The organism is Citrobacter sp. B72 (assembly GCF_016894305.1).
GTDB lineage: Bacteria > Pseudomonadota > Gammaproteobacteria > Enterobacterales > Enterobacteriaceae > Citrobacter > Citrobacter portucalensis.
The window spans coordinates 3422084-3441037 of sequence record NZ_CP069801.1; the positions used below are offsets into that span (position 1 = coordinate 3422084).

Below are 18954 nucleotides of genomic sequence, written 5' to 3' on the forward strand. Positions count from 1 at the left end.
AAGCTATGAGTAAACCCATTGTGATGGAACGCGGTGTTAAATACCGCGATGCCGATAAGATGGCTCTTATCCCGGTAAAAAATGTGGCAACAGAGCGTGAAGCCCTGCTGCGTAAACCGGAATGGATGAAAATAAAACTGCCAGCGGACTCCACTCGCATCCAGGGCATCAAAGCGGCAATGCGCAAAAATGGCCTGCACTCTGTCTGCGAAGAAGCTTCCTGCCCTAACCTGGCTGAATGTTTCAATCACGGAACTGCAACCTTTATGATCCTCGGCGCAATCTGTACCCGCCGTTGCCCATTCTGTGACGTTGCCCATGGCCGTCCGGTTGCTCCTGATGCTAACGAGCCGTTAAAACTTGCTCAGACGATTGCTGACATGGCGCTGCGCTATGTCGTCATTACCTCCGTTGACCGCGACGATCTGCGTGACGGCGGTGCTCAGCACTTTGCTGACTGCATCACCGCTATTCGTGAGAAAAGCCCGTCGATTAAAATCGAAACGCTGGTGCCTGACTTCCGTGGTCGTATGGATCGCGCGCTGGATATTCTCACCGCCACTCCGCCGGATGTGTTTAACCACAACCTCGAAAACGTACCACGTATTTATCGCAATGTACGCCCCGGGGCTGACTACAACTGGTCACTGAAGCTTCTGGAACGTTTCAAGGAAGCGCACCCGGAGATTCCGACTAAATCAGGTCTGATGGTCGGTCTGGGCGAAACCAATGCGGAAATCATTGAGGTCATGCGTGACCTGCGCAGTCATGGTGTAACCATGTTGACGCTGGGGCAGTATTTACAGCCAAGCCGCCATCACCTGCCGGTTCAACGCTATGTGAGCCCGGATGAGTTCGATGAGATGAAAGCCGAAGCTATGGCAATGGGCTTTACCCATGCAGCCTGCGGTCCATTCGTTCGCTCTTCTTACCATGCTGACATGCAGGCCAAAGGGCTGGAAGTGAAGTAATCGTGTAATACTCACTTACATATCAGCAATAAAAAAACCGGCAAATTGCCGGTTTTTTTTCATGCAGAGTATGCAGTATGAGCATCATGCTCCTGACATTACTCTTTATGAGAAAGCTTCTCAGCCTGAACGCTACCATCAGCATCTTTCTTAGCATCGGCATTATCGTCGTTCATTGCTTTCTTGAAGCCCTTGATTGCCGTTCCCAGGTCTCCACCCAGTGTACGTAACTTCTTGGTACCAAACAGCAGAACAACCAGTGCGGCAACCACCAGCAGTTTGGTAATACTAATCTCACCCATAGATACCTTCTTGACTTAAACCAGGCTGCATAAAGCGCCATATTAACCTGAGAATATTAACGGCCTTTCGACGCGCGCACACAATAGCAATCTGTAACAAGGTGAATCAAGCCTTGTTTAAAAAAACGTCATAATAATTGCGGTGGCGCAAAGCGTCGGTTACTTAACACCGGGAGTTGTGCCCTAACCTGCCTCACCCGCTCGGCGGAAACCTCGGCCATAATTAGCGCGGGCGTTTCTGCCGCAGCAGCAATGGTCACACCAAAGGGGTCGATGACCCTGCTTTGGCCGATATTCTTGTTACCGCACTCTCCCGCCGCAATCAGGTAACACGTCGCATCTAACGCTCTTGCCGCCAAAAGCGTAGCCCAGTGATGCTCTTTAAGCGATCCCCGAACCCAGGCTGCGGGTAAGACAAGAATTTCCGCTCCCTGCAATGCGTGCACCAGCGCCAGCTCAGGAAAGCGCAGATCATAACAGGTCATTAACCCTACTTTTAACCCGTCTACGTCCAGCAGCGGCGCTATGGCGTCCCCTGCATCAACATTACGTGACTCCTGAATCGAAAAGGCATCATAGAGATGTAATTTAGCGTAATGGGCCACGACCTGACCTGCCCGTAGCGCCACCAGCATGTTAAACGCCCGGCCTGGCACAGAAGGAACATGAATCGTCAGGATTGTCGTCATCTCGTTTTGCGCGCTTTCTCGCAGCAAGCGCGTCAAAAATCCGCCCTCCAGCAGTTGAGCTGATTTCACTGACAGGTCTGGGTCCAGATCGTCACGGGCCAGAAGCGCCTCCGGTAATACCAGCAGCGACGCCCCCTCTCCTGCAGTCTGTGACATCAATAAGACGCAGGTTTCTGCATTTTTTTCCCATGAAGGTCCCACGGCAAATTGCCCTGCTGCAACGAACATATTCCCTCCAGAAAACGTTGTTAGGCTCGCCAACCACGATTATTCAGCGTTACACTCATCCTATATACAATCAAATAGCAGGATTATGCAGTGTTACAACTCCTTTTAGCGGTTTTTATCGGTGGTGGTACAGGTAGTGTAGCAAGATGGATGTTGAGCATGAGGTTTAACCCGCTACATCAGGCCATCCCATTCGGCACGCTGGCTGCAAACTTACTTGGCGCATTTATCATTGGTATGGGTCTGGCATGGTTTAATCGCATGACAAACATTGATCCAATGTGGAAGGTACTGATTACCACTGGCTTTTGCGGGGGACTGACAACGTTTTCCACTTTCTCAGCTGAGGTGGTGTTTTTGCTACAGGAAGGACGCTTTGGTTGGGCTATGGTGAATGTACTGGTTAATCTGGTGGGATCATTTGCGATGACCGCCCTGGCATTCTGGCTGGTTTCGGCCTCTCCCGCGCACTGAAGCGAAAAAAAACCCGCAATTAAGCGGGTTTTGAATGCTTGCTGTCGTATGCTTACAGAGCGATTACGTTTGCAGCAGAAGGGCCTTTGGCACCGTTAGTGATTTCGAACTCTACACGCTGACCTTCAGCCAGAGTTTTAAAACCATTGGTCTGGATTGCAGAGAAGTGTACGAACACGTCTTTGCTGCCATCTTCCGGAGTAATGAAACCGAATCCTTTGGACTCATTAAACCACTTAACGTTACCTTTAATCTTAGACATCAAAATTACCTTTACATGAAAAATAGACACAAATGCTGTGTCGGGTATCAGTACAACAATTGTGGTGGACTTTGTCCAGTCGAACTTTATCAAAAAGTGATAAATGTCGCGTTATTTTTCAGTTAAAGTTAATATCGCACTGTTTTTAAAAGACTTTTTAATAATCCACCTGACAATACAGGTAGTCCATCAAAACTGGAAACGCATCCATGCAAAGTAGACGTTACCGTTGTTGTACGTTCCCGGAATGTAGGTCATCTGGAACGTTGCCGGACCATACCCTATCGATGCCAGCGGTAACAGCACGGGTACCGGAATGTAGTTCCAGTTATCGCGCGCGGTAAAACCAGCGGTAAAACCGAGACCTGTGTGGAAATTTTCATCTGCCAGCGGTCGCCAGGTTTTTTCCCAGCCATAACCACCAATGGGTTCCCATTTATTGTAGGAATCCTTAAAGGCCATTATATAAAGCCCGTGCCAGTTACCTTTATCATCCCAACGGGATTGACCAAAGCCCGCCCCCCATGGGCGTTCATTGTAGCGATCCGTTTTTTCTTTATCATAAGCAAAACGAGCATGCCAGGTAATAGCCGGCACGTACAGATCATAATGTTCTGGCTGCTGCCAGGTTTCACTGACATTGTCTTTAAAAGTAGCGAACCAACCTTTATCTTCAGCAGCGCCCCGGGGAATGAAAGCTAACTGAATAAAAAGAAATGAAAAAATGAGAAAATATCGTTTAGCGACAATCACAACTTAATTACCATCCTGGGATTTATTATTAATTGTAGCAAACCCAACCTTAATGTTAGCTTAACAAAAATGCGCAGCTAAAAAATCAGAATAATCCTCAGCCTATAATTTTTAAGATAATTATCCATGAGTTTATTGAGCCATCTAATAGGAACTATTTTCTCTTTATTGCCAATAAATTGTTCTTTCCTGCGAAAAAAGTTAAATAGCATCACAATAAATTAACAATTGATATTCATCATCGCCACAAAACACACACATCAGCGCTGCGCTTCACAGTTTCTTATTGTGAGATTCTTTTTTTAACCACGATGCTGAAAAAACGGCTTAACCATCGCTTGAATCCGTATTTTTATTGATTTTAATCAGCAAGAGTTATCGGTTTATTAGGCACATTCTGTCACCACTTTTTACTTTTTTTAGTTTTTTTACTTTCTGGGCAGCAATGCGACAGGGGAAATGATGTTGACATTTATTGAACTCCTTATTGGGGTTGTGGTTATTGTGGGTGTAGCGCGCTACATCATTAAAGGTTATTCCGCGACAGGCGTACTGTTTGTTGGCGGTCTGGTTTTGCTGATTATCAGTGCGCTGATGGGGCATAAAGTTTTGCCGTCCAGCGCGGCATCGACGGGCTATACGGCAACAGACATTGTTGAATATATTAAAATTTTGCTGATGAGCCGTGGTGGCGATCTCGGCATGATGATCATGATGCTGTGTGGTTTTGCCGCTTATATGACCCATATTGGCGCGAACGATATGGTCGTTAAGCTGGCCTCCAAGCCTCTGCAATACATCAACTCTCCTTACCTGCTAATGATTGCCGCCTATTTTGTCGCCTGCCTGATGTCACTGGCGGTTTCTTCAGCAACCGGTCTGGGCGTATTGCTGATGGCAACACTATTCCCGGTCATGGTTAACGTTGGGATCAGCCGTGGCGCCGCAGCGGCCATTTGTGCCTCCCCTGCTGCAATTATTCTTTCACCAACATCCGGTGATGTGGTGCTGGCGGCAAAAGCTGCGGAAATGCCGCTGATCGATTTCGCCTTTAAAACCACGCTGCCAATTTCCATTGCCGCCATCATTGCTATGGCGATTGCCCACTTTTTCTGGCAGCGTTTTCTGGATAAAAAAGAGAACATTTCTCATGAAATGTTAGATGTGGCTGAAATCACCACGACTGCCCCGTCATTTTACGCCATTCTGCCGTTTACCCCGATTGTTGGCGTCCTGATTTTTGATGGTAAATGGGGTCCACAGCTGCATATCATTACGATTCTGGTACTGTGCATGCTCATCGCGGCTATTCTGGAGTTCGTACGTGGGTTCAATACCCAAAAGGTTTTCTCTGGTCTGGAAGTCGCTTACCGTGGCATGGCGGATGCCTTTGCTAACGTGGTGATGTTGTTAGTCGCTGCGGGTGTTTTTGCCCAGGGCCTGAGCACAATCGGCTTTATTCAGAGTCTGATTTCTATCGCTACCTCGTTTGGTTCGGCGAGCATTATTCTGATGATGGTGCTGGTGATCCTGACTATGCTGGCGGCAATGACTACGGGTTCCGGTAACGCCCCGTTCTATGCCTTCGTTGAGATGATCCCTAAGCTGGCGCATTCCTCCGGCATTAACCCAGCTTACCTTGTTATCCCGATGCTGCAGGCGTCAAACCTTGGACGCACAATCTCCCCGGTCTCCGGCGTGGTGGTTGCTGTTGCTGGTATGGCGAAGATTTCTCCGTTCGAAGTGGTGAAACGTACCTCGGTTCCGGTTCTGGTTGGGCTGTTGGTTGTGATTATCGCAACTGAAGTGATGGTACCAGGCTCTTCTTCAGCCGTCGTTGGCGGCTGATACTCAGAGAAATGTAGGCCGGATAAGGCATTCACGCCGCATCCGGCATTTCGATTGCAACGTTGCCGGATGTCGATGCTAAAGCATCTTATCCGGCCTACGTCAGAAATCAGCATTTAGCCGCCGTGATAGATACGCTGCGGCCTACCCACCTTACCGTGAATAATCTCCGCAATAATCAAATGACGGCTGGCACAGTACTCCAGGTAGCGTCTGGAAGTCGTTCGGCTGATGGTGAGCGCCTGGGCGATCGTTTCTGCTGTATGGTGTACCGTCGGATCGGCGAATAATTTCAGCACTGCATTCAGTGTTAACGCATCAATCCCAGTCGGTAAATCCCCTTTCGGCTCGCCCCGCGCGTAGGCATTAAACATCTCATCAATCTGCTTTTGACTGGCGCTATCATTACCGGCCAACATGCGTCGACGCTGTTGATAACGCGTCAGGGTCTGCCCCAGCCGCTCGTAGGCAATGGGTTTGACCAGGTAATCAAACGCGCCGCTGCGCACAGCTTCGGAGACTGTTTCCATGTCGCTGGCCGCCGTGGTAAACACCACACCGCCCGGATAACGTGCCTGGGTTAGCTCATGCAATAACGTAATTCCCTTGCCGTCCGGCAAGTAGTTATCGAGCAGAATCAAACCGGGCTTAAAACGCTCAATCATCATCCTCGCCTGCGCAAGATTACCCGCCAGCCATATCTGGCTGAAGCCGGGTATATGGCGGATATATTCAGCATGCATTTCCGCCAGTAGCGTTTCATCCTCAACGATCAATAGCGTTAATGGTTCCGTCATTGTTTTTTTTCACTTTCGGAAGAAATAAAGAAAATAAGGTGCCGCAGGGGGAGTTATCTTCAAGCGTAATCACCCCGTCACAGCGCCTCACATAACTTGCAATAAGATACAAACCGATGCCATGTTCACCTGGTTCATCGGTACGGGTGCTCACACCCTGTTCAAAGATTTTTTCACGCAATGCTTCCGGCACACCGCATCCCTGATCGGCAACTTCGATGATCACGTCATCCCCTTCATCGCTCAAATAGAGTTCGACGACCTTGTTGCCTTGCTGGGTGCGCAAGCTCGCTTCAAATGCATTATCAAGCAGATTGCCAACAATTGCTGCAAACTCTGTGCTATCCAGCCCCTCGGGGAGTTGATGCAGTTGGCTGCCCGGAACAATAGTCATGGTGAGACCCAGTTCCCGCGCGCGCTGCACCTTGCCAAACAACAGACCGGCTACCTGACGATCGGCAAACGCGCCGCGCAGGCTGTCAATCAGTTGCTGTTGCGCCTGGGATTCCCCCTGCACCATGGCCAGAACCTTGTCATACTCTTTCATTTGCAGCAGACCATTGATAGTCGACATCCAGTTCAGATGCTCATGACGCAGCGTTCTCAGGCTCTCTACATACTGTTTGATCTGCGTTAACTGCGCATTAAGAGTAGCAATTTCATCTTTACTACGAAAACTGATGATTGCCCCAAGCAGTTCGTCACCGGAGCGAATCGCCTCACGGTTGGCGATAACGCTCAGTCCATTAAAGTTGACCATCGCGTCCTGTCGTTTTTCCGCAATCTGTTGGGTGAAAAAGTCCGCTGGCTGAACTACCTCACTCACCGGTTTTCCAAGCCACTTTCTCCCAGGTGAAGACAGCCCCAGCATTTTCCTCGCACTGCGATTTATTGCGGTGATATATCCATCAGGATCCACGGCAATCAACCCTTCATATACCGAGCTGAACAACGCTTCCTGCTGACGTACCACCCGCGCAATTTGTTTCGGTTCCATACCCAACATCTGCCGACGAATATGGGCAGCGAAAAACCAGGAGAGCAGCATAAGTACCAGCAACAGCAGGATAAACACACCGGCCATTGGCAGTAAGAAATCCGATCGCCAGCTATCGATTTTGCTGATCAGATAACCAATTGAGACCACGCCAATGATTTTGCCATCGTCATCAAAGATGGGCGTTTTAGCGCGCATTGCCATCCCAATGGAGCCTTTACCGGTAATAAAGTAGCTCTCCCCTTTTTCCAGCGCACCGGGTTTGGTGAACTGCATCGGATAGCCAATCTTTTCCGGGTTCGGATGATATAGACGAATGGAGTTGGTATCCCCGATAACCACGTAGTCGAAGTCAGTTCCGCTCTGCAGTTTGTCGGCAATCGTCGCCAATCGCTTGTAATCACGATGCTTAACCGCCGTGATGATACTGTCGTTAGAGGCGATGATTTTGGCCTGATTCATTGCCATATCGCGGACATGCGTTGCCAGATAATCTTCAAAGCTGGCGGTGAAGTATTGTGCCAGGGCGGCAATGATAAAAACAGAAACGACCAGAATGAGCAGAAAGATACGTAAAGGAAACGCCAGACTGCGGAAAAAAGGAAACCGTGTTTTATTTTTCTGTTCTGCCATCACATTTTTCCTCACCGACGTTAACTAAAACTAATTTCTCATTGTAGTTGTAATTAAAATGTTCTATTTACACGTTATGGTATAAAACAAGATCGTTGCAGATTCCCCACCTTAAATCAATTAAACAAATTAAAACCACACCTTATTTTAGGGTTAAATTAATTAAAAAACTTAAAACCATAAAACACATTAAAACCTTCTAACTTATTGTGAAATAAATCAAAAATTACCTCCAAAATACCCCTTACGATGTATGCATCAGGGAAAAAAAGAAATACTCCGTAATAAAAAACCATTCCCTTCAATTGCAAACAAAACGTTATCAGGTTGCTAAACAGAGCAACAAAAACAGAAACCCAGTAACAAATATAGCATCGGGGCTCTATTCACTATGTTCGGTAATAATATATTCACGCAAGTTAAACGCTCAGAAAATAAAAAGATGGCGGCTATCGCGCAATTTCTGAAAGAGAATGATTTGAGCGTAGATACGACCGTCGAAGTATTTATCACCGTCACCCGTGACGACCGTCTGATTGCCTGCGGTGGTATCGCTGGGAATATTATTAAGTGTGTCGCAATCTGTGAATCTGTCCGCGGCGAGGGTTTAGCGCTAACGCTGGCGACCGAGTTAATCAACCTTGCCTATGAACGCCATTGTACGCACCTCTTCATCTATACCAAAACCGAGTACGAATCGCTGTTTAAACAGTGCGGTTTTTCTACGCTCACCAGCGTTCCCGGCATTATGGTATTGATGGAAAACAGCACCACACGTCTGAAACGCTACGCCGAATCACTGGCAAAACAGCGTCATGATGGGAAAAAAATTGGCTGTATCGTCATGAACGCCAACCCCTTCACCAACGGACACCGTTTTCTGATCCAACAGGCGGCCGCGCAATGTGACTGGCTGCATCTGTTTTTGGTGAAAGAAGATACCTCACGTTTTCCGTATGAAGACCGCCTGGATCTGGTGCTTAAAGGAACAAAAGATATTCCACGTTTAACCGTGCATCGCGGTTCGGAGTACATCATTTCCCGCGCCACGTTCCCGTGTTACTTCATCAAAGAGCAGAGCGTTATTAACCACTGCTACACCGAAATAGACCTGAAAATCTTCCGCCAGTATCTGGCTCCGGCTCTCGGCGTCACGCACCGCTTCGTCGGTACTGAGCCGTATTGCACCGTCACCTCCCAGTACAACAACGATATGCGTTACTGGCTGGAGACCCCAATGCTTCCCGCCCCACCGATTGAACTGGTGGAAATTGAGCGGCTGTGCTTCCAGGAGATGCCGATTTCCGCCTCCTGGGTGCGCAAGCTGCTGGTTAAAAAAGATCTCACGGCTATCGCATCCCTGGTCCCTGACGCCACGCTGCAGTATCTGCAAAGCATGGTTGAGCGAGCCTCATCAGGTGCGACAGTCCGCCAAAATACCCCCGCATTAGCAACAGGTGAAAAATGAAAATAAACCAGGCAGCCGTCGCAGGCACACTCGAGTCCGGTGATGTGATGATTCGCATCGCCCCACTCGATTCGCAGGATATTGACCTGCAGGTTAACAGTAGCGTCGAAAAGCAGTTCGGTGATGCCATCCAGGCCACCATTCTGGACGTTCTGTCCCGCTACAACGTACGCGGCGTGCAATTGAATGTTGATGATAAAGGCGCACTGGACTGCATTTTACGTGCGCGACTGGAAGCACTACTGGCCCGCGCTGGCGGTATTCCGGCACTGCCATGGGAGGATTGCCAGTGATTTCCGAATCTTTGCAACAACGTAAACCCCGTACTCGCCGCAGCATGTTGTTCGTACCGGGCGCCAATGCCGCCATGGTCAGCAACTCGTTCATCTACCCGGCAGATGCGCTGATGTTCGACCTGGAAGACTCCGTCGCGTTGCGTGAAAAAGATACCGCTCGCCGCATGGTGTACCACGCGCTGCAGCATCCGCTGTATCACGACGTTGAAACCATCGTGCGTGTAAACGCCCTCGACTCCGAATGGGGCATCAACGACCTTGAAGCCGTGGTACGTGGCGGTGCTGACATCGTACGTTTACCGAAGACCGATACCGCGCAGGATGTCATCGACATCGAAAGCGAAATTCTGCGCATCGAAAACGCCTGTGGCCGTGAACCCGGCAGCACCGGTCTGTTAGCCGCCATCGAATCGCCGTTAGGCATTACTCGCGCGGTAGAAATTGCCCATGCTTCCGAACGTCTGATCGGTATTGCCCTGGGTGCGGAAGACTATGTACGTAACCTGCGCACTGAGCGCTCCCCGGAAGGTACTGAACTGCTGTTTGCCCGCTGCTCTATTTTGCAGGCTGCACGTTCTGCCGGTATTCAGGCGTTCGACACCGTGTATTCCGATGCCAACAACGAAGCGGGTTTCCTGCACGAAGCCGCACACATCAAGCAGTTGGGTTTTGACGGCAAATCGCTCATCAACCCGCGCCAGATCGAACTCCTGCATAACCTGTACGCCCCAACGCGCAAAGAGCTGGCTCACGCCCGTCTGGTTGTGGAAGCCGCTGAAGCCGCTGCTCGCGAAGGTCGTGGCGTAGTTTCCCTGAACGGCAAAATGGTCGACAGCCCGGTTATCGAGCGCGCCCTTCTGGTTATCTCCCGTGCAGAACTTTCCGGCATTCGCGAAGAATAAGGCAAAAAAATGACGCAGAAAATCGAACAGTCTCAACGCCAGGATCGCGTGGCGACCTGGAGCCGTCATGCAGAAAGTGAGCTTTCCGCTTATCAGAGCACCGCAAAATTAGAATTGCAGGCGCAAAAACCGCGCGACAAAAAGCTGTGCGCTAACCTGGAGGACGCTATTCGTCGTTCAGGTTTACAGGATGGTATGACCATCTCTTTCCACCACGCTTTTCGTGGTGGCGATCTGACGATTAACCTGGTGATGGACGCCATCGCCAATATGGGCTTTAAAAATCTGACGCTGGCCTCCAGCTCTCTGAGCGACTGCCATGCTCCACTGGTTGAGCACATCCGTCAGGGTGTGGTTAGCCGCATTTATACCTCCGGTCTGCGTGGTCCGCTGGCGGAAGAAATCTCACGTGGCCTGTTGGCCGAGCCGGTACAAATTCACTCCCACGGTGGCCGTGTGCACCTGGTGCAAAGTGGCGAGTTCAGCATTGATGTGGCGTTCCTCGGCGTGCCGTCCTGCGACCAGTTTGGCAACGCCAACGGTTATACCGGTAAAGCGTGCTGCGGCTCACTGGGCTATGCCCGCGTAGACGCCGAAAACGCGAAACAGGTTGTCCTGCTGACTGAACAGCTGCTGACCTATCCGCATAACCCGGCCAGCATTACGCAGGATCAGGTAGATCTGATCGTGCAGATCGATCAGGTTGGCGATGCTGACAAAATTGGTGCCGATGCGACCCGCATGACCACCAACCCGCGTGAACTGTTAATCGCCCGTAGCGCGGCTGAGGTCATTGCAAATTCCGGCTACTTCAACGAAGGCTTCTCACTGCAGACAGGAACCGGCGGCGCTTCTCTGGCCGTTACGCGTTTCCTGGAAGACAAAATGCGCAGCCGCGATATCCGTGCCGACTTCGCGCTGGGCGGCATTACCGCTACCATCGTTGACCTGCACGAAAAAGGTCTGATTCGCAAACTGCTGGACGTTCAGAGCTTTGACCGTAACGCCGCAGAATCGCTGGCCCGCAATCCAAACCACATTGAGATCAGTGCCAACCAGTATGCCAACTGGGGCTCAAAAGGCGCATCCGTCGATCGTCTGGACGTCGTGGTGCTCAGCGCGCTGGAAGTTGATACCAGCTTCAACGTTAACGTACTGACCGGTTCTGACGGCGTACTGCGCGGCGCATCCGGCGGTCACTGCGATACCGCGGTTGCCGCTGCGCTGTCTATCATCGTCGCGCCGCTGGTTCGCGGACGCATCCCGACCCTGGTTGATAACGTGCTGACCTGCGTAACCCCAGGCTCCAGCGTTGACATTCTGGTCACTGACCACGGTATCGCCGTCAACCCTGCACGTCCGGAACTGGCAGAACGTCTGAAAGAAGCCGGTATGAAAGTGGTGTCCATTGAATGGCTGCGCGAACGTGCACAGCAGCTCACCGGTCAGCCACGCGCTATCGAATTCACTGACCGCGTGATTGCTGTTGTGCGTTACCGCGATGGTTCAGTGATTGACGTTGTGCATCAGGTGAAGGAATAAACCATGCACCTGCTCCCTGAAGACGCCACCCAACACGCGGTTTCCATTCCCGAGCTGCTCGCCAGCCGCGATGAGAGACAGGCAAGGCAACAGGAGTGGCTGACACGCCACTCTGCGCCGCTGGTCTCGTTTACCGTCGTCGCACCGGGACCGATTAAAGACAGCGAATTAACCCGTCGTATCTTTAATCACGGCGTAACCGCCTTGCTCGCGTTGGCGAAACAATCCACCTGGATTGTCAGGGAGCAAACAGCGCTGGTTTCTGCCAGCGGTCCAGAAGGTCTTTTGTCTATTGAGGCTCCGGCCCACGACCTCAAGCTCGCCACAATTGAACTTGAGCATTCACACCCGCTGGGACGGCTATGGGATATCGATGTCCTGACCCCTGAAGGGGAAATTCTGTCCCGGCGTCATTTCGCACTCCCTGCCCGCCGCTGTCTGCTGTGCGAGCAAAGTGCTGCCGACTGTGCGCGGGGTAAAACCCACGCGCTTTCCGACTTACTCACTCAGATGGAGGCACTGCTGCATGATGCCGATTCCCGCAACATCAACCAATAACGCAGTCCTTCCTCTGGATCTGCCTGATGCTTACGCAACGCTTGCGTGGCGCGCCATGTTGACTGAAGTCAACCTGTCGCCCAAACCCGGTCTGGTAGATCGTATTAACAACGGCGCGCATAAAGATATGGCGCTGGAAGATTTTCATCGCAGCGCTGAAGCGATTCAGTCATGGCTGCCACGTTTTATTGAATATGGGGCGTTTAGCGCACAGCTGTCGCCTGAAGATGTATTGAAAGGACTGCGCCCGCTGGGCATGGCCTGCGAAGCCGATATGTTCCGCGCCACCGCCGGGGTGAACACCCATAAAGGGAGCATCTTTTCACTGGGACTGCTGTGCGCCGCCATTGGCCGCCTGCACCAGCTCCAACTCACTGTTACCGCTGAAACCATTTGCTCTACGGCAGCAACATTTTGCCGTGGCCTGACCGAGCGCGAACTGCGCCAGAACAATCAACAACTCACGGCTGGCCAACGTCTTTATCAGCAATTGGGATTAACCGGCGCACGGGGCGAAGCCGAAGCGGGATATCCGCTAGTCATCCAGCATGCCCTGCCGCACTACCGCGCACTGCTGACTCAGGGCCGCGACCCTGAACTGGCGTTACTCGACACATTATTGCTGCTGATGTCTATCAACGGCGACACCAACGTGGCTTCACGTGGCGGCGCAGAAGGTCTGCGTTGGCTACAGCAGCAGGCCACCGCCCTGATGCAGCAAGGGGGGATTCGTACTCCTGCCGATCTCGAATATCTACACCAGTTCGACCAACAGTGCATTGAACGCAACCTCAGTCCCGGAGGCTGCGCCGATCTGCTGATCGTCACCTGGTTCTTAGCTCAGATTTCACAAGTTCATCATTATCACAATTAAAGATCCTTTCCGGAGAATCACACACATGTCTTTAGCAAAAGATAAAATATGGAAGTTATTGGCCCCCCTGGTCGTCATGGGTGTCATGTTTCTAATCCCCGTCCCTGATGGAATGCCTCCACAGGCCTGGCACTACTTTGCCGTGTTTGTGGCGATGATCGTCGGCATGATCCTGGAGCCAATTCCGGCAACAGCGATCAGCTTTATCGCCGTAACGATCTGCGTTATCGGCAGCAACTATCTGCTGTTTGATGCTTCAGAACTGGCCGACCCGGCGTTTAAAGCGGGTAAGCAAGCGCTGAAATGGGGTCTGGCTGGCTTCTCCAGCACCACCGTGTGGTTGGTGTTTGGTGCGTTTATCTTCGCACTGGGTTATGAAGTCACCGGTCTGGGTCGTCGTATCGCGCTGTTCCTGGTGAAATTCATGGGTAAACGTACCCTGACGCTGGGTTATGCGATTGTTATCATCGACATTCTGCTGGCACCGTTTACTCCATCTAACACCGCGCGTACCGGTGGCACCGTATTCCCGGTTATCAAAAACCTGCCGCCGCTGTTTAAATCATTCCCGAACGATCCTTCCGCGCGCCGTATCGGTGGATATTTGATGTGGATGATGGTCATCAGTACCAGCCTGAGTTCCTCGATGTTCGTGACCGGCGCTGCGCCTAACGTGCTGGGTCTGGAATTCGTCAACAAAATTGCCGGTATTCAAATCAGCTGGTTGCAGTGGTTCCTCAGCTTCCTGCCGGTCGGTATTATTTTGCTGATCGTTGCCCCGTGGCTGTCATACGTTCTGTACAAACCAGAAGTTACTCACAGTGCTGAAGTTGCCGCTTGGGCCGGTGATGAACTGAAAGGCATGGGTAAACTTACCCGTAAAGAGATAACGCTGATCGGTCTGGTACTGCTCAGCCTGGGCCTGTGGGTCTTCGGTGGTAAACTGATTGATGCAACCGCAGTGGGCCTGCTGGCTGTCTCCCTGATGCTGGCGCTGCACGTTGTACCGTGGAAAGACATTACCCGTTATAACAGCGCATGGAACACTCTGGTTAACCTCGCCACGCTGGTCGTTATGGCGAATGGATTAACCCGTTCAGGCTTCATCGACTGGTTCGCCAACACTATGAGCACGCACCTGGAAGGCTTCTCGCCTAACGCGACCGTGATCGTTCTGGTGCTGGTGTTCTACTTTGCTCACTACCTGTTTGCCAGCCTTTCCGCTCACACCGCCACCATGCTGCCGGTTATTCTGGCCGTCGGTAAAGGTATCCCGGGCGTGCCAATGGAACACCTGTGTATCCTGCTGGTACTGTCCATCGGTATCATGGGCTGTCTGACTCCATATGCAACAGGCCCTGGCGTTATCATCTACGGCTGTGGTTATGTGAAGTCCAAAGACTACTGGCGTCTGGGTGCTATCTTCGGCGTTATCTACATCGCTATGCTTCTGCTGGTCGGTTGGCCGATTCTGGCAATGTGGAGCTAATCATTCCCGTTCATGCCTGATGAAAATGATGCCAGTCAGCTAAACCTGACTGGCATTTTTTATGATTAAATAGATGATATTCAGAATTTATATAAGTGTCCGAAATCATCATGACATCAACATGGCGTTATTCTTCGTTGCTGGCAGCACTCCTGCTACCAGTTTCTGCAGCTCAGGCCGATGAACTTCAGGCAAAACAGTACACTGATTTTGACAGCTACGTGTTGGCTCTCTCCTGGCAAACCGGATTTTGTCAGAGCCAACATGAGCGTAATCGTCAGGAGCCTGACGAATGTCGTCTGCAAAAAGAGAGCGCAGACAAAGCGGATTTTCTGACCGTTCACGGTTTATGGCCCAGCCTGCCTAAATCCATTGCTGCCCGTGGAGTAGACAATCGCCGTTGGATGCGTTTTGGCTGCGCGACTCGCCCTATTCCCAACCTGCCTGAAGCGCGCGCCAGCCGTAAATGCGCGGCCCCCGAAACCGGGCTGTCGCTGGAAAGCGCGGCAAAACTCAGCACCGTAATGCCTGGTGCTGGTGGAAGATCCTGTCTGGAACGTTACGAGTATGCCAAACATGGCGCGTGTTTCGGCTTTGATCCCGACGCGTACTTCGGCACGATGGTGCGGCTGAATAATGAGGTTAAGGACAGCGAGGTGGGCAAATTCCTGGCGGAAAACTACGGCAAAACCGTCAGCCGTAACGCATTTGACGCCGCCGTTGCCAAAAGCTGGGGCAAAGAAAACGTCAAAGCTGTGAAGCTAAGCTGCCACGGCAATCCAGCGTATCTCACTGAGATCCAGTTATCCCTGAAAGCCGACAACATCAACCAGACGTTATCTGCCCAGTCATTCTTACCGCAACCGCATCCGGGTAGCTGCGGTAAACAGTTTATTATCGACAAAGTGGGATACTGAAACTTGCGACCGACGCTGCGAGCTGGCGTCGGTCCGTAAACTTAGCGTTTTGCACGGGCGTCCGGGCGAACTAAATCAAAACGATGTGTTTCACTGATCGAATAATACGCCGTTGGCCCACCTGCACGCAGTACCGGCTTCGCTTTCGCCGTCTGATAGATGCCGTCTTCCAGGAGCGTTTCATCTATGTGAATGCCTACCACTTCCCCCAACACCAGCCAGGTTTCAACCGGTGAGCCATCAGCAGTAGTCAGTTGCAGGCTTTGCGATAAGCGGCACTCAAAATTGACCGGGCTTTGCGCCACGCGCGGCACGTTGACTATCCGGCTATCTGCCTTGCTAAGCCCGGCGGCAAAAAACTCGTCCTCACCGTGCGGCAAGCTGGCTGACGTTTCGTTCATCGCAGTGGCCAACTCAAGAGTCGTCAGGTTCCAGACAAATTCACCAGTTTCGATAATATTCTGCACGCTGTCTTTCCAGCCGCTGCTGGCGAAACCGATAATCGGCGGATGATAGTTAAAACAGTTAAAGAAACTGTATGGTGCCAGATTGTGCCGACCGTTGCCGTCACGCGACGCAATCCAGCCAATCGGGCGCGGTCCAATGATGGCATTTAGCGGATCATGCGGTAAGCCGTGTCCCTGTGACGGTTGATAGAAATACATAGCGTTCCCTGTTGAAGTTAACGTCAGCGCAGCACAAATTATGCTTCGCTCATCCCCCTGGAAAAAGAAGATCAGCGTAGAACAATCTGCCAACGATTACGACTGAATAAAGTTGAGCAGGTCACCGTTGATCTGTTGCTTATGGGTGGTGCAGATGCCATGCGAGCCGCCGACATATACCTTCAACTGCGAGTCCGGCAGTATTTCCGCCGCGACCTTTCCGCAGGTTTCAAACGGGACAATCTGATCGTCATCACCGTGGATCACCAGCGTCGGGATGGTCATCTTTTTGAGGTCTTCACGCAGATCCGTTTCCGAAAACGCGAGTATACAGTCGTACAACGCTTTGATGGAACCTTGTAAACCTTGTTCAACAAAACTTTCCCTGACGGCTTTCGACTCTTTTGCGCCTGGACGATTGTAGCCATAGAATGCAGCGGTCAGTTCATAGAAAAAGGCGGCGCGATCGTTCACAACCCCCTCACGGATGCCATCGAATACCTCTTTCGGCACGCCATTTGGGTTAAAGTCAGTCTTGATCATGATGGGCGTCACCGCGCCAATTAACACCGCTTTTGCCACCCGCTGCGTCCCATGCCGGCCAATATAACGAGCCACTTCCCCACCGCCGGTAGAGTGTCCGACATGTACGGCATCTTTAAGATTGAGATGCGCGGTAAGTTCAGCCAGGTCGTCAGCATACTGATCCATATGATGTCCATCCCAGGGTTGGGCCGAACGCCCATGTCCGCGCCTGTCATGGGCGATCACACGAAATCCTTTCGATCCAAGGAACAGCATCTGATCTTCAAACGCGTCTGCCGTCAGCGGCCAACCGTGACTAAACACAATAGGTTGTCCACTTCCCCAGTCTTTAAAATGCAAATAGCTGCCGTCTTTCAAGGTAAGTTTGTCGTACTGGCTCATGAGATCTCCTGTCGCGGAACACTGAGTTGTTTGACGCGCCCGCTGCGAGCGCTTAAAAAGCATAATGCAAATTGGAGAACGATCACGTTTTTCGGCTAAAATCACACCATATGCGACAATATTGATGATTTACCTGAATGTGAACTAAATCACTTCAAACATGGGGTAAGTCTCAGTATCATCATAAAAGCTAAACCCTTGCCGCCTGACGGTGAGGGTTTTCTTTTGGGATTATTTACCTGCGCACCCGCAGTATCGACGACATGGAGTAATAAATGTCCAGACCAACTATCATCATTAACGACCTCGATGCGGAACGCATTGACCGCCTGTTGGAGCAACCTGCGTTTGCTGGTTTACCGATTGCCGACGCCCTGAACGCCGAGCTGGATCGTGCCCAAATGTGTTCTCCAGAAACCATGCCGCACGACGTCGTGACCATGAACAGCCGCGTGAAATTCCGCAATCTGAGTGATGGCGAAGTCCGTGTGCGTACCCTGGTGTATCCGGCCACTATGACTGACAGCAACACACAGCTTTCGGTAATGGCACCTGTCGGCGCTGCACTTCTGGGGCTACGCGTGGGTGATACCATTCATTGGGAACTGCCAGGCGGGACCTCAACGCACCTCGAAGTTATCGAGCTTGAGTATCAGCCTGAAGCTGCAGGCGACTACCTGCGCTAACTCTGTCTTATCAAAGCCACTCGCTTTATCTTACAGGGGATGCATCCGCATCCTCTTTCCGGTTAGATCTCCCTGCTCCTCGCTTTCTTTCCTGTTCGCAAAACATAAATCTGTGTCGTGACTGACAGAATCATTTTTAATACTATGCTGTTATGTGTTCATGTAATGACAAGGAGAATGTTTATGTACAACACAATCATAATGCCTGTTGATGTATTCGAAATGGAACTGAGCGACAAGGCTATTCGCCATGCAGAATTTCTGGCCCAGGATAAAGGGGTTATCCATCTACTGCATGTGCTGCCAGGCTCAGCGAGCTTAAGCCTGCACCGCTTTGCAGCCGATGTCCGTCGTTTTGAAGAGCATCTGCAACACGAAGCGGAAACCCGTCTGCAAACGATGGTCGGTCACTTCAGCATCGATCCTTCCCGTATTAAACAACATGTCCGCTTTGGCAGCGTCCGTGACGTGGTCAACGAGTTGGGTGAAGAGTTGAATGCGGATGTCGTTGTCATTGGGTCGCGTAACCCATCAATCAGCACCCATCTGCTCGGCTCAAACGCTTCCAGCGTTGTTCGACACGCGACTTTGCCAGTGCTGGTTGTTCGTTAACAGCCACTGATTTGCTAAAGAAAACCCCTGCCAGGTTAACGCCTGACAGGGGTTTTTATAGTGC

At 51.2% G+C, this 18954-nt stretch carries 21 protein-coding genes; 13 read left to right on the top strand and 8 right to left on the bottom strand.

Annotated elements, in window-relative coordinates:
• The first annotated feature begins 5 nt into the window (after positions 1 to 5).
• Positions 6 to 971: a lipoyl synthase gene (lipA, locus tag JQN59_RS16415; RefSeq protein WP_003022702.1), complete on the top strand. Its 966-nt coding sequence runs from the start codon at positions 6 to 8 to the stop codon at positions 969 to 971.
• Positions 972 to 1069: 98 nt separating this feature from the next.
• On the opposite strand, the gene tatE is transcribed toward lipA, so the two are convergent.
• Complete coding sequence (tatE, locus tag JQN59_RS16420) at positions 1070 to 1273, bottom strand: twin-arginine translocase subunit TatE (RefSeq protein WP_003022699.1); 204 nt, start codon at positions 1271 to 1273, stop codon at positions 1070 to 1072.
• A gap of 128 nt (positions 1274 to 1401) precedes the next feature.
• Positions 1402 to 2190 carry a deaminated glutathione amidase gene (locus JQN59_RS16425; RefSeq protein WP_204528091.1) on the bottom strand — a complete coding sequence of 263 codons (789 nt, stop codon included), beginning with the start codon at positions 2188 to 2190 and terminating at the stop codon, positions 1402 to 1404.
• 90 nt (positions 2191 to 2280) lie between these two features.
• Here JQN59_RS16425 and crcB point away from each other — a divergent pair, with 90 nt between their 5' ends.
• On the top strand, positions 2281 to 2664 hold the full coding sequence (gene crcB, locus JQN59_RS16430; RefSeq protein WP_149607453.1) for a fluoride efflux transporter CrcB: 384 nt from the start codon (positions 2281 to 2283) through the stop codon (positions 2662 to 2664).
• 52 nt (positions 2665 to 2716) lie between these two features.
• On the opposite strand, the gene cspE is transcribed toward crcB, so the two are convergent.
• Both cspE and pagP read right to left on the bottom strand, forming a co-directional pair.
• Positions 2717 to 2926 carry a transcription antiterminator/RNA stability regulator CspE gene (cspE, locus tag JQN59_RS16435; RefSeq protein ID WP_000034825.1) on the bottom strand — a complete coding sequence of 70 codons (210 nt, stop codon included), beginning with the start codon at positions 2924 to 2926 and terminating at the stop codon, positions 2717 to 2719.
• A 189-nt stretch (positions 2927 to 3115) separates the two neighbouring features.
• Positions 3116 to 3679 (bottom strand): lipid IV(A) palmitoyltransferase PagP, encoded by a 564-nt coding sequence (pagP, locus tag JQN59_RS16440; protein WP_149607454.1) that lies wholly within the window; start codon positions 3677 to 3679, stop codon positions 3116 to 3118.
• A 462-nt stretch (positions 3680 to 4141) separates the two neighbouring features.
• Between pagP and dcuC the strand changes: the two genes are divergently transcribed.
• Complete coding sequence (dcuC, locus tag JQN59_RS16445; protein ID WP_003022136.1) at positions 4142 to 5527, top strand: anaerobic C4-dicarboxylate transporter DcuC; 1386 nt, start codon at positions 4142 to 4144, stop codon at positions 5525 to 5527.
• A gap of 116 nt (positions 5528 to 5643) precedes the next feature.
• Here dcuC and dpiA read toward each other — a convergent pair whose 3' ends face one another.
• Positions 5644 to 6324, bottom strand: coding sequence for a two-component response regulator DpiA (gene dpiA / locus JQN59_RS16450; RefSeq protein ID WP_003831279.1), 681 nt, complete (start codon positions 6322 to 6324; stop codon positions 5644 to 5646).
• Positions 6293 to 7954 carry a sensor histidine kinase DpiB gene (dpiB, locus tag JQN59_RS16455; protein WP_008784080.1) on the bottom strand — a complete coding sequence of 554 codons (1662 nt, stop codon included), beginning with the start codon at positions 7952 to 7954 and terminating at the stop codon, positions 6293 to 6295. Before dpiB ends, dpiA begins: the two co-directional genes overlap by 32 nt.
• 391 nt (positions 7955 to 8345) lie before the next feature.
• Here dpiB and citC point away from each other — a divergent pair, with 391 nt between their 5' ends.
• From citC to rna, 8 genes are all read left to right on the top strand, one after another.
• Entirely contained in the window at positions 8346 to 9422 is a 1077-nt protein-coding gene (citC, locus tag JQN59_RS16460) for a [citrate (pro-3S)-lyase] ligase (protein ID WP_048226113.1), read from the top strand.
• A complete protein-coding gene (gene citD / locus JQN59_RS16465) occupies positions 9419 to 9715 on the top strand; it encodes a citrate lyase acyl carrier protein (RefSeq protein WP_103015081.1) in 297 nt (98 codons plus the stop codon). The genes citC and citD overlap by 4 nt, the downstream gene beginning before the upstream one ends.
• On the top strand, positions 9712 to 10620 hold the full coding sequence (locus JQN59_RS16470) for an aldolase/citrate lyase family protein (protein ID WP_149607455.1): 909 nt from the start codon (positions 9712 to 9714) through the stop codon (positions 10618 to 10620). Before citD ends, JQN59_RS16470 begins: the two co-directional genes overlap by 4 nt.
• A gap of 9 nt (positions 10621 to 10629) precedes the next feature.
• Positions 10630 to 12162 carry a citrate lyase subunit alpha gene (gene citF, locus JQN59_RS16475; protein ID WP_149607456.1) on the top strand — a complete coding sequence of 511 codons (1533 nt, stop codon included), beginning with the start codon at positions 10630 to 10632 and terminating at the stop codon, positions 12160 to 12162.
• 3 nt (positions 12163 to 12165) lie between these two features.
• A complete protein-coding gene (citX, locus tag JQN59_RS16480; protein ID WP_149607457.1) occupies positions 12166 to 12720 on the top strand; it encodes a citrate lyase holo-[acyl-carrier protein] synthase in 555 nt (184 codons plus the stop codon).
• Positions 12689 to 13594: a triphosphoribosyl-dephospho-CoA synthase CitG gene (gene citG / locus JQN59_RS16485; RefSeq protein ID WP_003831272.1), complete on the top strand. Its 906-nt coding sequence runs from the start codon at positions 12689 to 12691 to the stop codon at positions 13592 to 13594. The genes citX and citG overlap by 32 nt, the downstream gene beginning before the upstream one ends.
• A gap of 25 nt (positions 13595 to 13619) precedes the next feature.
• A complete protein-coding gene (citT, locus tag JQN59_RS16490) occupies positions 13620 to 15083 on the top strand; it encodes a citrate/succinate antiporter CitT (protein WP_003831271.1) in 1464 nt (487 codons plus the stop codon).
• A 110-nt stretch (positions 15084 to 15193) separates the two neighbouring features.
• Positions 15194 to 16000 (top strand): ribonuclease I, encoded by an 807-nt coding sequence (gene rna / locus JQN59_RS16495; RefSeq protein WP_149607458.1) that lies wholly within the window; start codon positions 15194 to 15196, stop codon positions 15998 to 16000.
• Between the two features lie 41 nt (positions 16001 to 16041).
• On the opposite strand, the gene JQN59_RS16500 is transcribed toward rna, so the two are convergent.
• Complete coding sequence (locus tag JQN59_RS16500; protein ID WP_048214703.1) at positions 16042 to 16665, bottom strand: flavin reductase family protein; 624 nt, start codon at positions 16663 to 16665, stop codon at positions 16042 to 16044.
• A 96-nt stretch (positions 16666 to 16761) separates the two neighbouring features.
• Positions 16762 to 17592, bottom strand: coding sequence for an alpha/beta fold hydrolase (locus JQN59_RS16505; protein ID WP_149607459.1), 831 nt, complete (start codon positions 17590 to 17592; stop codon positions 16762 to 16764).
• 275 nt (positions 17593 to 17867) lie between these two features.
• On the opposite strand from JQN59_RS16505, the gene rnk reads away from it, so the two are divergent.
• Both rnk and uspG read left to right on the top strand, forming a co-directional pair.
• Positions 17868 to 18278, top strand: coding sequence for a nucleoside diphosphate kinase regulator (gene rnk, locus JQN59_RS16510; protein WP_003831264.1), 411 nt, complete (start codon positions 17868 to 17870; stop codon positions 18276 to 18278).
• 183 nt (positions 18279 to 18461) lie between these two features.
• On the top strand, positions 18462 to 18890 hold the full coding sequence (gene uspG / locus JQN59_RS16515; protein WP_003022101.1) for a universal stress protein UspG: 429 nt from the start codon (positions 18462 to 18464) through the stop codon (positions 18888 to 18890).
• The last annotated feature ends 64 nt before the right edge of the window (positions 18891 to 18954 follow it).

What these genes read in the sequence shown, in the direction of transcription:
- citG (WP_003831272.1), top strand. Translation starts at nt 12,689, where the DNA reads ATGATGCCGATTCCCGCAACATCAACCAATAACGCAGTCCTTCCTCTG.
- cspE (WP_000034825.1), bottom strand. Translation starts at nt 2,926, where the DNA reads ATGTCTAAGATTAAAGGTAACGTTAAGTGGTTTAATGAGTCCAAAGGA.
- citF (WP_149607456.1), top strand. Translation starts at nt 10,630, where the DNA reads ATGACGCAGAAAATCGAACAGTCTCAACGCCAGGATCGCGTGGCGACC.
- citD (WP_103015081.1), top strand. Translation starts at nt 9,419, where the DNA reads ATGAAAATAAACCAGGCAGCCGTCGCAGGCACACTCGAGTCCGGTGAT.
- uspG (WP_003022101.1), top strand. Translation starts at nt 18,462, where the DNA reads ATGTACAACACAATCATAATGCCTGTTGATGTATTCGAAATGGAACTG.
- dpiB (WP_008784080.1), bottom strand. Translation starts at nt 7,954, where the DNA reads ATGGCAGAACAGAAAAATAAAACACGGTTTCCTTTTTTCCGCAGTCTG.
- JQN59_RS16425 (WP_204528091.1), bottom strand. Translation starts at nt 2,190, where the DNA reads ATGTTCGTTGCAGCAGGGCAATTTGCCGTGGGACCTTCATGGGAAAAA.
- citT (WP_003831271.1), top strand. Translation starts at nt 13,620, where the DNA reads ATGTCTTTAGCAAAAGATAAAATATGGAAGTTATTGGCCCCCCTGGTC.
- rnk (WP_003831264.1), top strand. Translation starts at nt 17,868, where the DNA reads ATGTCCAGACCAACTATCATCATTAACGACCTCGATGCGGAACGCATT.
- tatE (WP_003022699.1), bottom strand. Translation starts at nt 1,273, where the DNA reads ATGGGTGAGATTAGTATTACCAAACTGCTGGTGGTTGCCGCACTGGTT.
- lipA (WP_003022702.1), top strand. Translation starts at nt 6, where the DNA reads ATGAGTAAACCCATTGTGATGGAACGCGGTGTTAAATACCGCGATGCC.
- citC (WP_048226113.1), top strand. Translation starts at nt 8,346, where the DNA reads ATGTTCGGTAATAATATATTCACGCAAGTTAAACGCTCAGAAAATAAA.
- rna (WP_149607458.1), top strand. Translation starts at nt 15,194, where the DNA reads ATGACATCAACATGGCGTTATTCTTCGTTGCTGGCAGCACTCCTGCTA.
- JQN59_RS16500 (WP_048214703.1), bottom strand. Translation starts at nt 16,665, where the DNA reads ATGTATTTCTATCAACCGTCACAGGGACACGGCTTACCGCATGATCCG.
- dcuC (WP_003022136.1), top strand. Translation starts at nt 4,142, where the DNA reads ATGTTGACATTTATTGAACTCCTTATTGGGGTTGTGGTTATTGTGGGT.
- JQN59_RS16505 (WP_149607459.1), bottom strand. Translation starts at nt 17,592, where the DNA reads ATGAGCCAGTACGACAAACTTACCTTGAAAGACGGCAGCTATTTGCAT.
- dpiA (WP_003831279.1), bottom strand. Translation starts at nt 6,324, where the DNA reads ATGACGGAACCATTAACGCTATTGATCGTTGAGGATGAAACGCTACTG.
- citX (WP_149607457.1), top strand. Translation starts at nt 12,166, where the DNA reads ATGCACCTGCTCCCTGAAGACGCCACCCAACACGCGGTTTCCATTCCC.